The sequence below is a fragment of the Actibacterium atlanticum genome (assembly GCF_000671395.1).
GTDB lineage: Bacteria > Pseudomonadota > Alphaproteobacteria > Rhodobacterales > Rhodobacteraceae > Actibacterium_D > Actibacterium_D atlanticum.
On record NZ_AQQY01000003.1, the window covers coordinates 1 to 13,004 of the forward strand.

Sequence of the window (13,004 nt, forward strand, 5' to 3'; positions counted from 1 at the left end):
GTCCAGAATCTCGCGGCCGATGATGTCGATGATGATGCTCATGGTAGTCCCTCAGGTAAGTTTGCCCAGTGCGACCGCTGTATCGGCCATGCGGTTTGAAAAGCCCCATTCGTTGTCGTACCAGCTGAGGATGCGGACCATGTTGCCGTCCATGACTTTGGTCTGATCCATGTGGAAGATCGAGCTATGCGGGTCGTGGTTGAAATCGACCGACACGTTGGACATTTCGGTATAGCCCAGAACACCGTTCAAAGGGCCGTCTGCGGCGGCTTTGATCGCTGCGTTGACCTCGTCGACTGTGGTGTCGCGCGTGGCTTCAAACGTCAGGTCTACGACCGACACATTCGGGGTCGGAACGCGGATCGCTACGCCGTCCAGCTTGCCGTTCAGCTCGGGCAGAACCAGCCCCACCGCCTTGGCCGCGCCGGTCGAGGTCGGGATCATCGACATCGCCGCAGCACGTGCGCGATAGAGGTCAGAATGCATCGTATCCAGCGTCGGCTGATCGCCGGTATAGCTGTGGATCGTGGTCATGAATCCGCGTTTGATTCCAATGGCATCGTTCAGAGCCTTGGCCACCGGAGACAGGCAGTTGGTGGTGCAGGACGCGTTCGAAACCACCACGTCGTCGCCGGTCAGGCTGTCGTGGTTGACGCCGAAAACGATGGTCTTGTCGGCGCCCGCTGCGGGGGCCGAAACCAGCACCCGGCTGGAGCCGTTTTCCAGGTGCAACGCGGCCTTGTCGCGGGCGGTGAAAATGCCGGTGCATTCCAGCGCGATGTCGACGTCGCCCCAAGGCAGATCCTGCGGGTTGCGGATGGCCGTGACCTTGATTGGGCCGCGCCCGACGTCGATCCAGTCATCGCCGCTGGTGACCTGGCCGGGAAAGCGGCCATGAACACTGTCAAACCGCACCAGATGCGCGTTGGTTTCCACCGGACCCAGATCGTTGATCGCAACGACCTCAATATCCGTGCGACCCGATTCCACGATCGCCCGCAGAACGTTACGCCCAATCCGCCCAAAGCCGTTGATGGCTACTTTTACGGTCATGGAGACTCTCCTTTTAATTGCTTAACTCCTTAGGGCATTTATATGCGGGTGACCCTTAGGATGTTGGTTGTGCCGGCCTGACCAATCGGGACGCCAGCGGTAACAACGACCTCATCGTCGGGCTGAGCCAATGACAATTGTTTGCACTGCTCAGACGCTGACTGAACGGCGTCTCTGAAATGTTCCGCCTGAGGAACGACAACACTTCGCAGCCCCCAGACAAGTGTGAGTAACCGCGCGGTTTGGACGTTTGGCGTCATCGCGACAATCGGTTTTGCGGGCTTTTCACGCGCCACCAGAAACGCTGTCGTCCCTGATTGGGTGAAGCAACAGATCGCTGAAACACGAGCGCGGTCTGAGATTTCTCGCGCAGCCGCAGCGATGGCGTGGGAAGTATCAAGATCGTCCAGATCGTCACTGCGCTCTTTCATCAGCGCAGCGTATCTTGGATCGTTTTCCGTCTCATGGGCAACTGCGACCATGACACGCACTGCCTCAAGGGGGAATTTCCCCGCTGCGGTTTCGGCCGACAGCATGACGGCATCCGTCCCATCATAGATCGCCGTGGCAACATCTGACACTTCCGCTCGTGTCGGCACAGGTGCTTCAATCATGCTTTCCAGCATTTGCGTTGCAACAATGACGGGTTTGCCTGCGGCTTTGGCTTGCGCAAGCAAACTCTTTTGAATGCGCGGGACTTCCTGCACAGGCATCTCAACCCCCAAGTCCCCGCGTGCAACCATTATCCCATCGGCTTGCCGCAAGATCTGCGAATAATTCTCGACAGCAGCGGGTTTCTCGATTTTGGCGACAATTTTAGCGCGCCCTTTGAGTAGAGCCTGAGCTTCGGCCACATCTTCGGCGCGCTGCACGAAAGACAGGGCCAGCCAATCCACCCCCAGGTCACTTACAAACTCTAGATCTGCACGATCTTTGGAGCTAAGCGCACTCAGGGGAAGCATCACATCTGGCAGATTCACACCTTTGCGATTCGAGATTTCACCCCCGATCTCAACCTTGCAGAGCACGTGTTCCTTGTGTGCCTTCTCCACACGCATTTCTATCTTGCCGTCATTCACCAAAATAGCAGACCCTTCACGTAGAGCGGAGATGACCTCGGGATGCGGAAGCTGAACGCGTTCAGCGCTTCCTAGCTGCGACTCCGTATCAAAGGTAAACTCCTGCCCGGGACGCAGCAAATACGGCCCTTCGGAAAACTCGCCGCAACGAATTTTAGGGCCCTGTAGATCCGCGAGAATTCCGATTGGACGTCCTAAGACGCGCTCAGCATCACGAACCGCTTTGTGCATGGCAGCAATCGTGCTGTGATCACCGTGGCTCATGTTCAGACGAAAGACGTTAACGCCTGTCTCAGCTAAGCTCTGGACGACATTTGGATCGCAAGAGGCCGGACCTAGGGTGGCGACGATTTTTGTGTTGCGCGGGGGCTTAGACATGTGTGTCTCCTAGTGAGCGGCATCGAGAATGATTTGAAAGTCTTCAGCCTCCAGGGTGACCGGATTCTTCCTGCTGGAGGAAGCTGCAATCGCCTTGGCACTGATATCTTCAAAGTCTTGCTTGCGAAGCCCGAAAGCACGCAGACGTGGCAAGTTGTTAGCTGCGAGCCAAGCCTCAAAACCGGACAACTCATCGGCTCCAGCATGCGGAGGATACACTTGTCCAATCGCCTCGACGCAATGATCAATCTTCACATGGTTGACAGATCCCGGAGCGGTCTTTGCCAAATTGCGACGTAGCACTGGCGCCAGAAGTCGGCCACAAAGTGCACCGTGCGGTGCGTCATAGCGCCCTCCCAAAACGGAAGCCAAACCGTGCACAGCTCCTAATCCACCGTTGGCCAGAGCTATTCCGCTGCAAAGGGCTGTCCAGGCCAAATTCCGGCGCGGACCCGTAGCGTTCGTGTCTTGGACACTCCGCATAGCACGCAGACTTAGCTCTAGATTAGAGGCTACAAGACCGTCAGTGAACGGCGTCGCATGTGACGAACAGAAGGCCTCGATACTTTGAACAACAGCGTCCAGCGCGGCATGCAGCAAAACGTTTACAGGTGCTCCCTGTAGTAGCAGTGGATCCACCAAGGCGACATCAGGGCAAAGTGCAAGTCCACGCAGGCTCAGCTTAGTTTGCGCACTGGGTAGCCCCAGAACCGCATTGGCAGTGACCTCGGCCCCTGTGCCAGCCGTTGTAGGCACGGCAATCAAGGGCAACGGCCAAGATCGTTCCAAAACGCTCTCAGGTACATTTGATAGATCATCTGAAAGGGACACCCCCGCAGACAAGCACAGCTTGAGTGCTTTCCCGGTGTCCAGGACTGATCCTCCACCACAGGCGACGACCGCCACTACGTTCAACCCTTCCAGCGAGCGAACGGCGTTGTTGACAGACGCCACTGTTGGCTCTTTGGGGCAAATGACTTCATTCAAGACGAAGCCGTGATTGCGCAGATCCTTGGAAACCTCATTCGAAGCCGCCCCGGATTGCCCGCGCACAAACGCCACCACACCCTCGGCCTTTGGCAGGTGCCGTACCAGCGCCGTACGCTGACCATCGCCAAACTGCACCCTTGTAGGCAGCGAAATCGAAAACCGTGTAGCGGGTAACATATGTTAGTACCCCAGAGTTGAGGTAACAGCACGACGCCATGTGTCCAGTTTGGCATCGCGTTCATCAGGTGCCATTGATGGGCGGAACTCTCGGTCCAGCGCCCAGCCATTGGCAAATTCTTGCTGGCTGGGCATCGCCCCTATCTTCATGCCAGCTAGCCAGGCCACGCCCAACGCCGTGGTTTCCAGCACCTTGGGCCGGTCCACTGGCGCGCCGATTATGTCAGCCAGAAACTGCATGGCATAATCTGAAGCGCTCATGCCACCATCGACGCGCAGCACCTGGCGCGTTCCTTTGGGTACCCAGTCAGCCTTCATGGCGTCCAACAGATCGCGCGTCTGATAGGCCACGCTCTCCAGCGCGGCTTTGGCCAGTTCATTTGGCCCCGAATTACGCGTCAAGCCAAAGATCGCACCCCGGCACTCGGGGTTCCAATAGGGCGCGCCAAGTCCGGTAAAGGCAGGCACCAGAACCACCGATTGCGCCGGGTCAGCCTGTTCGGCCAATCCTTGGGTTTCGGAAGCCTCGCGGATGATCTTCAGCCCATCTCTCAGCCATTGCACCACGGCGCCCGCGATAAAGATCGACCCTTCCAAAGCATAGGTCGGTTTACCGTCCAGCTGATAGGCGATGGTCGTCAATAAGCGGTTTTTTGACTGCACCGGCGTGTTGCCTGTGTTCAACAACGCGAAACATCCTGTGCCGTAGGTGGATTTCAACATACCTGGCTCAAAACAAGCTTGCCCTAAAGTAGCCGCCTGCTGATCCCCGGCAACGCCGCAAATCGGGATTTCACGACCGAACAGATCTGCTCGGCTGGAACCGAAATCGGCGGCGCTGTCTTTGACCTCGGGCAGCATTTCGACCGGGATGTCAAAAAGGTCACAGATGGTCTGGCTCCAGCGACCCTTTCGGATGTCATAAAGCATCGTGCGTGCAGCATTAGTGGCGTCAGTTGCGTGAACTTTACCGCCGGTCAGCTTCCAAATCAGATAGGTATCGACCGTGCCAAACAGAAGTTCTCCTCGACGCGCTTGATCACGAGCTCCGTCGACATGATCCAAAATCCATTTCAACTTGGTCGAGGAAAAGTAGGGATCGACCAATAGCCCGGTGCGGTCGGCGAACATACCAGCATGGCCCGCTTCGCGGAGGCTCTTGCAATAATCCGCCGTGCGACGGTCTTGCCAGACAATCGCATTGTGAATGGCCTGACCGGTGAATCTGTTCCAAACCACGGTTGTTTCACGCTGGTTGGTGATTCCGATGGAAATGATGTCTTTTGCATCAACCCCGGCGCGTTCAATCACTGCACGGCAGGTGCCGGCAACGGTGGCCCACAAGTCATCGGGGTCGTGCTCCACCCAACCCGATTGCGGGAAATTTTGCGGGAATTCTTCTTGCGACGTTGCGACCGGGGTCAGCGCTTCGTCAAACAAGATGGCCCGGGTGGACGTGGTGCCTTGATCAATCGCCATTACGTATTTCATTTCGCTGTCTCGTCAGTGCAAAGGGCGTCGAAAAAGAGAGCGGTGGCAACACCGCCCCAAGGTTCAGTCTGGCTACGCGCCGTCAGTGAGATAGATGTATGAGTGACGCAGGGCACACGATTGGTGTGCGCCCCGCGTCGGGGAGGAGACTTACTGCCAAGACTTGATCAGCTCGTCATAGGAGACGGTGACCGGAGTCTCGTCCTCGTTGTCCAGCTTGGCGTAAGGTGCGCCAGGCTGCGAGAACCAGTAGTCGGCTTCCTGTTCGTCGTTCAGTTTGGGACCAAGGTCTCCCTGAACACCCGCACGTTCCAGACGGCTCAGAACACGTTCCTGATCGGAACACAGTGCATCCAAAGCTTCTTGTGCGGTCTTGGCACCCGACATTGCGTCGCCAATGTTCTGCCACCACAGCTGTGCCAGCTTGGGGTAGTCAGGAACGTTGGTACCGGTGGGCGACCACTGAACACGGGCAGGCGAACGGTAGAATTCTACCAGACCGCCCAGCTTGTCAGCACGATCGGTGAAGTGCTGGCTGTCGATGGTCGACTCGCGGATGAAGGTCAGACCTACGTCCGATTTCTTCAGGTCGACGGTTTTCGAAACCACGAACTGGGCATAGAGCCAAGCCGCTTTGGCACGATCCACCGGGGTGGATTCCATCAGAGTCCACGAACCTGCATCCTGGTAACCAATCTTCTGGCCTTCTTTCCAGTATGCCCCGTGCGGCGAAGGTGCCATACGCCATTTGGGCGTGCCATCTTCGTTCATCACAGGCAGATCAGGCTCTACGGTGGCCGCAGTAAAGGCAGTGTACCAGAACATCTGCTGAGCTACGTTACCCTGCGCCGGGATTGGGCCCGCTTCAGAGAACGTCATACCAGCAGCGGCAGGCGGCGAGTATTTTTGCAGCCATTCGATCGCTTTGTTCACAGCGTAAACAGCAGCAGGCGAGTTAGTTGCACCCCCACGCGCCACGCAAGAGCCGGTTGGCTGCGAGTTTTCGTTTACACGAATACCCCATTCGTCGACAGGCAGGCCGTTCGGCTCACCTGCGTCGCCCATGCCAGCCATGGACATCCACGCGTCAGTGTAACGCCAGCCCAGCGACGGGTCTTTTTTACCGTAGTCCATGTTACCAAAGACTTCGCCATCCACACCCAGGTGGCTCAGATCACGTCCGGTGAAAAACTCTGCGATGTCTTCATAAGCGGACCAGTTGACCGGAACACCAAGATCATAGCCAAAAGCGGCTTTGAAATCTTCTTGGTTCTTGGGATCGTTGAACCAATCGTAACGGAACCAGTAAAGGTTCGCGAACTGCTGGGTCGGCAATTGGTACAATTTACCATCGGGGCCAGTGGTGAAGCTGGTCCCGATAAAGTCTTCGAGGTCCAGTGTCGGCAGGGTCACTTCAGAACCCTCGCCAGCCATCCAGTCAGTCAGGTTACGCACCTGCTTGTAGCGCCAGTGAGTACCGATCAGGTCGGAGTCATTGATATAGGCGTCATAGATGTTTTCACCCGACTGCATTTGCGTTTGCAGCTTTTCAACAACGTCACCTTCGCCGATCAGGTCATGAGTGACCTTGATACCAGTGATGGCTTCGAATGCAGGTGCAAGGACTTCACTTTCGTATTGATGGGTCGCAATGGTCTCTGAGACCACTTTGATGTCCATGCCTTCAAACGGAGCAGCTGCGTCGATGAAAAACTTCATCTCAGCTTCCTGCTCGGCCCGTGACAACACAGACAAGCCGCCAATTTCACCATCCAGGAACGCTTTTGCGGCATCCATGTCTGCAAAAGCAGGTCCGCTTAGCATACCAGTGGCCAAGACCACAGCTGTGCTTGATTTAAGCGATAATTTCATTATTTCCTCCCTATCGGAAACTCTGGTTTCTAAAAGGCACCCCGAAGACCCGCTACGTCCGAGGGGTGCCGCCTTGCTTCTCTTAGACCCACCGAAAAACGACGAGCGCATAAGCGATGCAAACTGCCAGCGCATATGGTTGGTTTACGCTGACCACTCCCAGCCAGGCCAAATTGATAAAGGCCGAGCCGAGCAGTGTGATAAAGAGACGATCTCCTCTCGTCGTCTCCATTCCCAACACGCCCTTGCGGGGTGTTTCGGGGAATTTGACAGCCAGAACGCTGAAGATAACCAGCGTCGTGACGATGATGATGAAGAACGCGGCGGTCGGCCAAGTCCAAGCCATCCAATCCATGTGTTTGTCCTCCTGTTTCCGGTTACACGCGGCCTAGGGCAAAGCCCTTGGCGATGTAGTTACGTACGAAGTAGATGACCAAGGCGCCGGGCACGATCGTCAGGACACCGGCGGCGGCCAATACGCCCCAGTCAATACCGGCTGCGCCTTGGGTCCGAGTCATGATGGCCGCGATTGGTTTGGCGTCCACAGTGGTAAGGGTGCGGCTCAGCAACAACTCAACCCAGCTGAACATGAAGCAGAAGAACGCAGCCACACCAATACCTGACGAAATCAGGGGCATGAAGATTTTGACGAAGAACTTTCCGAAGGAATAACCATCGATATACGCCGTCTCGTCGATCTCTTTGGGGACTCCACGCATGAAGCCTTCAAGGATCCATACAGCAAGAGGCACGTTGAACAAACAGTGCGCCAACGCCACAGCAATGTGTGTATCGAACAGGCCGACAGACGAGTACAGCTGGAAGAACGGCAAGGCGAACACAGCAGGCGGAGCCATGCGGTTGGTCAGCAACCAGAAGAACAAATGCTTGTCACCCATGAAGGTATACCGGCTGAAAGCGTAAGCCGCAGGCAGCGCCACCATCAGGCTGATCGCGGTGTTCAACACCACATAAATCAGCGAGTTCACATACCCCATGTACCAGGCCGGATCCGTCAGGATCGTCGCATAGTTGGCCAATGTCAGATCATTAGGCCATAGGGTAAAGGTGTTCAGGATCTCTGTGTTGGTTTTCAGGCTCATGTTCAGAAGCCAGTAGATCGGCAACAACATGAACAGCAGATAGAGGCTCATCACGACCGTTGAGGTCTTGACCCTGAACCGAGGTTTTGCGCGCCTTTTGGGGGCTGTCAGGGTTTGAATAGTTGCGTCAGTCATTGATCAGCCCTCCTTTTTGTCCATGGCGGTCATGACGGTGTAGAACACGTACGAGATCGTCAGAATGACCAGATAATACATGATCGAGAACGCAGCAGCCGGGCCCAGATCGAACTGACCAAGTGCCATTTTCACGAGGTCGATCGACAGCAGGGTTGTAGCGTTGCCGGGGCCACCGCCGGTCACGACGAACGGCTCTGTGTAGATCATGAAGCTGTCCATAAAGCGCAGCAGGATGGCGATCATCAGCACGCCCATCATCTTGGGCAACTCGATATAGCGGAATACATTCCAACGTGACGCCTGATCAATTTTGGCCGCTTGATAGTACGCATCCGGGATGGATTTCAGGCCGGCAAAAGCGAGCAAAGCGACCAGAGAGGTCCAGTGCCACACATCCATAACGATGATCGTCGCCCAGGCCGAGAATATATCCTGTGTATAGTTATACTCGATCCCAAGCAGGTCCAGCGTATAGCCCAGCAGGCCAATATCGACACGACCAAAGATTTGCCAAATCGTGCCAACAACGTTCCACGGGATCAGCAGCGGCAAGGACATCAGCACCAGACAAAAGCTGGACCAAAACCCGCTTTTGGGCATGTGCAGCGCAACGAAAATACCCAACGGCACTTCGATGGCCAGAATGATGCCCGAGAACATCAGTTGACGCACCAGCGCATCCCACATCCGTTCCGATTGCAGCATCTCAGCGTACCATTCCAGACCCGCCCAGAAGAACTTGTTGTTCCCGAACGTATCCTGAACCGAGTAGTTCACGACCGTCATCACCGGCAACACCGCCGAGAAGGCGACCAGCACCAGAACCGGTAGTACCAGGAACCATGCCTTTTGATTGAGTGTCTTATCCATCAGGCTGCCTCCCCCTCCTGAAGCCAGTCATTTACATAAACGTTCACGCGGGCCGGATCGAAGGTCACCCGGTTCATATCCGAGCTGATCACTTCGCTTTCGCTGGCCACGATGTTGATGTCGTTGCCAAACAGGTCGGCGCGCACAATTTTATGTCGGCCAACGTCTTCGACGCGGCGCACTTTCACAGGCAGGCCTTCGCCATCTGTCAGCTTGGCAAATTCAGGGCGCACCCCAATTTCCACCTTGCCGTTCAGCGATCCAAATGCCTGACCAATTTTGACCGTCGCGCCATGCACAACCGCCGTGTTCCCTTCGACCGTGGCCGGGATCACATTCATCCCGGGCGAGCCGATGAAATACCCAACAAACGTATGTTCGGGTTTCTCGAACAGCTCTTCGGGCGTGCCAATCTGAACCACGCGACCGTCGTACATAACAACCACCTTGTCGGCGAAGGTCAGGGCTTCGGTCTGGTCATGCGTCACATAGATCATGGTGTGACCGAACTCGTGGTGCAGTGATTTGAGCTGCGTGCGCAGCTCCCACTTCATATGGGGGTCGATCACCGTCAGCGGTTCGTCAAACAACAGCGCATTCACGTCTTCACGCACCATGCCCCGCCCAAGCGAGATCTTTTGCTTGGCATCCGCCGTAAGGCCGCGCGCGCGTTTGTCCAGCTCGGCCTCCATGCCGATCATCTCGCCGATTTGCTGTACGCGGCTGGCGATATACTGTGCGCTGGCCCCCCGGTTTTTCAACGGAAACGCCAGGTTATCACGCACGGTCATCGTGTCGTAGACCACCGGGAACTGGAACACCTGTGCGATGTTACGATCAGCAGTCGAAGCGCCGGTGACATCCAGATCATCAAACAGGATGCGGCCCTGACTTGGGGTCAACAGACCCGAAATGATGTTCAACAGCGTGGACTTGCCGCAGCCAGACGACCCCAGCAGGGCGTAAGCCTCGCCATCGGTCCAAACGTGGTTCAGTTCCTTCAATGCAAAGTCATCTTCACTTCGCGGATTTGGAAAATAGGAATGCGCGAGGTTATCGAGTGTAATTTTAGCCATCTGCGTTCCTCCTTATGCCGCTAACGCGTACGATGCGGGTGCGACCAGATCGCCGTTCTCGCTGAAGATGTAGACATGGCTCGGATCCAGATAGACCTTCAGAGGCGCGCCCAATTCAAGGTCATGCACGCCGTGCACAAGACCAACCCATTTTTCACCGTGGTGATCCAGGTGAACGAAGGTTTCCGAGCCGGTCAGCTCTGTCACGATCAGCTGTGCGTCAAACTCCATCGCACCTTCGGTGTGCGAAATGATCTCAACATGGTTTGGCCGGAAGCCCGCGATGTAACGCCCGTCAGTCAACGCCGCCATCTGACCGGTCGCAAGCGCCGTTTGGCCATCGCCAAACATGATCTTGTTGCCAGCCTTGCTGACCTTCAAGAAGTTCATTGGCGGATCGCTGAAGACGCGCGCGGTCGTGGCATCAATCGGCTGACGATAGACGGTCGGTGTCACCCCAAACTGGGTCACACGGCCTTCCCACATCGCGGCGGTATTCCCGCCCAGCAAAAGTGCCTCTTCGGGTTCAGTGGTAGCGTACACAAAGATCGCGCCCGACTCTTCAAAGATCTTCGGAATTTCAACCCGCAGCTCTTCGCGCAGCTTATAGTCTAGGTTGGCCAGAGGCTCGTCCAGCAGCACCAGACCGGCGTCTTTGACTAGCGCGCGCGCCAAGGCGCAGCGCTGTTGCTGACCACCAGACAGTTCCAGGGGCTTACGCTGAAGCATTGGCCCAAGCTGCATCAGGTCAGCTGCCTGCTGAACCTTTGCTTTGATCTCTGTCTCCGACTTGCCCAACAGGCGCAGCGGCGACGCGATGTTTTCAAACACTGTCATCGACGGGTAGTTGATGAACTGCTGATACACCATGGCGACCTTGCGGTCCTGCACGCGCATCCCGGTAACGTCGTCCCCATGCCACAGGATCTGTCCATCGGTTGGCGCATCCAGCCCGGCCATCAGACGCATAAGCGACGTCTTGCCCGACAAGGTCGGCCCCAGAAGAACGTTCATCGTCCCTTTCCTTAGTGTCAGATCGGTCGGGTAAATATGCGTCACCCCATTCACGATCTTCGACACATTCTTTAGCTCTAACGCCATCCCTTCCCCCTTATTCAGCTGCTGCGGCGGCAGACTGCGTCTTGCTCAGACGCGCCTTTATCCACGCATCCAGCTCTGCGATCTGCGGTGCGCTCATGCGCAGCCCAAGTTTACTACGGCGCCAAACGACATCTGCCGCCTCGTGCACGTATTCGTGATCCATCAGCCATTCGACTTCACGCTGCGTAAGCGTTGCGCCGAAATCCTCGCCAAGGTCCTCTTTGGCGGTTGCGTCTTTCAACATCACCGCCGCTTCGGTTCCATAGGCTCGCACAAGGCGCGTAGCCCAGCGTTCAGTCAAGAAGCTGTATTTCTGCTGTAAGTGGCCGATCAACTCCTGAACGCCATCCACAGGAAAATCTCCGCCGGGCAATGCAACACCAGCCGTCCAAGGGCCAGGTATGCTCGGGAAGATGTTCTGAATCTCCTCTAATGCGCTTTCGGCCAAACAACGATAGGTGGTGATTTTTCCGCCAAACACATTCAGCGCAGGTGCCGCACGGCTATTATCCATTTTGATCACGTAATCCCGCGTTGCCGCCGTTGCGGTAGACGCACCATCATCATACAGCGGGCGGACACCAGAGTAGGTCCATACCACATCCTTCTTCGCAATCGGAGCATCGAGATACTGATTGATGAAATTGATCAGGTAGTCTTGTTCTTCAGGGGTGCATTCGGGTTTGACCGAGGCGTCCTTATGTTCGGCATCTGTGGTGCCGATCAACGTAAAATCCGTTTCATAGGGAATCGCAAAAATGATCCGCCCATCGGTGCCCTGGAAAAAATAGCATTTATCGTGATCGAACAGGCGCTTTGTCACGATGTGGCTGCCACGGACCAAACGTACACCGCCCTGATGGTTGCTTTTCAACGTACCACGCAGAACGTCGCCCACCCAAGGGCCAGCTGCGTTCACCAAAAGTTTGGCATGCACCATGCGCTGAACACCAGTTTCAGTGTTTTCCAAGGTTACGTGCCACATGCCATCGACTGTATCGGCAGAAACAACTTTCTCTTTGACCATGATCGTAGCGCCGCGTGCTTCGGCGTCGCGGGCATTCAGGACCACCAGACGGGAATCTTCAACCCAGCAATCCGAGTACTCATAGGCTTTCTCGAACTTCGCATTCAGCGGTTTACCCTCTGCGCTGTTACGTAGATCGACACTCGAGGTGCCGGGCAGAATCTTGCGCCCCCCCAAATGGTCATACATGAACAGGCCCAGACGGATCAGCCACGCAGGGCGGCGCCCCTTCATCCAAGGCATGACCAGACCCAGTAATTTCGACGTAGGTGTGGTGGCGTCAAACCGCATGCTTTCATGGTATGGAAGCACAAACCGCATCGGCCAAGAAATATGCGGCATAGCTCGCAGGAGGGTTTCGCGTTCAATCAGCGCTTCACGTACCAAACGGAACTCGAAATACTCTAGGTAGCGCAGCCCGCCGTGAAACAATTTCGTCGAGGAAGCCGAGGTCGCCGAGCCAATGTCATTCATCTCCGCCAATCCGACATTCAGGCCGCGGCCTGCGGCATCACGAGCGATACCACAACCATTTATCCCACCACCGATCACTAGGAGATCGAAAGACCGTTTCATTGATTTCCTCCCACGCACCGTTCCTCCGAGATGCAGGCCATTTGTTACAAAAAACGAATTCATATGGAACACA

Annotated in this window: 11 protein-coding genes; all 11 read right to left on the reverse strand. The window is 56.0% G+C overall.

Annotation, left to right across the window (positions count from 1 at the left end; all coding sequences use genetic code 11):
* Positions 1–51: 51 nt before the first annotated feature.
* Positions 52–1,053 (reverse strand): type I glyceraldehyde-3-phosphate dehydrogenase, encoded by a 1,002-nt coding sequence (gene gap, locus ATO10_RS05795; RefSeq protein WP_035249325.1) that lies wholly within the window; start codon positions 1,051–1,053, stop codon positions 52–54.
* Positions 1,054–1,091: 38 nt separating this feature from the next.
* On the reverse strand, positions 1,092–2,510 hold the full coding sequence (gene pyk, locus ATO10_RS05800; protein ID WP_035249326.1) for a pyruvate kinase: 1,419 nt from the start codon (positions 2,508–2,510) through the stop codon (positions 1,092–1,094).
* A gap of 9 nt (positions 2,511–2,519) precedes the next feature.
* Positions 2,520–3,677 carry an iron-containing alcohol dehydrogenase gene (locus ATO10_RS05805; protein WP_035249327.1) on the reverse strand — a complete coding sequence of 386 codons (1,158 nt, stop codon included), beginning with the start codon at positions 3,675–3,677 and terminating at the stop codon, positions 2,520–2,522.
* A 3-nt stretch (positions 3,678–3,680) separates the two neighbouring features.
* Complete coding sequence (glpK, locus tag ATO10_RS05810; RefSeq protein WP_035249328.1) at positions 3,681–5,168, reverse strand: glycerol kinase GlpK; 1,488 nt, start codon at positions 5,166–5,168, stop codon at positions 3,681–3,683.
* A gap of 150 nt (positions 5,169–5,318) precedes the next feature.
* On the reverse strand, positions 5,319–7,040 hold the full coding sequence (locus ATO10_RS05815; protein ID WP_035249329.1) for an ABC transporter substrate-binding protein: 1,722 nt from the start codon (positions 7,038–7,040) through the stop codon (positions 5,319–5,321).
* Between the two features lie 82 nt (positions 7,041–7,122).
* Entirely contained in the window at positions 7,123–7,395 is a 273-nt protein-coding gene (locus tag ATO10_RS05820) for a DUF2160 domain-containing protein (RefSeq protein ID WP_035249330.1), read from the reverse strand.
* A gap of 22 nt (positions 7,396–7,417) precedes the next feature.
* A complete protein-coding gene (locus tag ATO10_RS05825) occupies positions 7,418–8,278 on the reverse strand; it encodes a carbohydrate ABC transporter permease (RefSeq protein WP_035249331.1) in 861 nt (286 codons plus the stop codon).
* 3 nt (positions 8,279–8,281) lie between these two features.
* Positions 8,282–9,151, reverse strand: coding sequence for a carbohydrate ABC transporter permease (locus ATO10_RS05830; protein WP_035249332.1), 870 nt, complete (start codon positions 9,149–9,151; stop codon positions 8,282–8,284).
* Positions 9,151–10,227: an ABC transporter ATP-binding protein gene (locus tag ATO10_RS05835; RefSeq protein WP_035249333.1), complete on the reverse strand. Its 1,077-nt coding sequence runs from the start codon at positions 10,225–10,227 to the stop codon at positions 9,151–9,153. Before ATO10_RS05835 ends, ATO10_RS05830 begins: the two co-directional genes overlap by 1 nt.
* A gap of 12 nt (positions 10,228–10,239) precedes the next feature.
* Entirely contained in the window at positions 10,240–11,328 is a 1,089-nt protein-coding gene (locus ATO10_RS05840; RefSeq protein ID WP_035249335.1) for an ABC transporter ATP-binding protein, read from the reverse strand.
* Between the two features lie 10 nt (positions 11,329–11,338).
* Positions 11,339–12,931, reverse strand: a complete 1,593-nt coding sequence (glpD, locus tag ATO10_RS05845) for a glycerol-3-phosphate dehydrogenase (RefSeq protein WP_035249336.1) — start codon at positions 12,929–12,931, stop codon at positions 11,339–11,341.
* Positions 12,932–13,004 lie beyond the last annotated feature (73 nt).

Coding starts and splice junctions, on each gene's coding strand:
- pyk (WP_035249326.1), bottom strand. CDS start 2,510: ATGTCTAAGCCCCCGCGCAACACAAAAATCGTCGCCACCCTAGGTCCG.
- gap (WP_035249325.1), bottom strand. CDS start 1,053: ATGACCGTAAAAGTAGCCATCAACGGCTTTGGGCGGATTGGGCGTAAC.
- ATO10_RS05835 (WP_035249333.1), bottom strand. CDS start 10,227: ATGGCTAAAATTACACTCGATAACCTCGCGCATTCCTATTTTCCAAAT.
- ATO10_RS05825 (WP_035249331.1), bottom strand. CDS start 8,278: ATGACTGACGCAACTATTCAAACCCTGACAGCCCCCAAAAGGCGCGCA.
- ATO10_RS05820 (WP_035249330.1), bottom strand. CDS start 7,395: ATGGATTGGATGGCTTGGACTTGGCCGACCGCCGCGTTCTTCATCATC.
- ATO10_RS05815 (WP_035249329.1), bottom strand. CDS start 7,040: ATGAAATTATCGCTTAAATCAAGCACAGCTGTGGTCTTGGCCACTGGT.
- glpD (WP_035249336.1), bottom strand. CDS start 12,931: ATGAAACGGTCTTTCGATCTCCTAGTGATCGGTGGTGGGATAAATGGT.
- glpK (WP_035249328.1), bottom strand. CDS start 5,168: ATGAAATACGTAATGGCGATTGATCAAGGCACCACGTCCACCCGGGCC.
- ATO10_RS05830 (WP_035249332.1), bottom strand. CDS start 9,151: ATGGATAAGACACTCAATCAAAAGGCATGGTTCCTGGTACTACCGGTT.
- ATO10_RS05840 (WP_035249335.1), bottom strand. CDS start 11,328: ATGGCGTTAGAGCTAAAGAATGTGTCGAAGATCGTGAATGGGGTGACG.
- ATO10_RS05805 (WP_035249327.1), bottom strand. CDS start 3,677: ATGTTACCCGCTACACGGTTTTCGATTTCGCTGCCTACAAGGGTGCAG.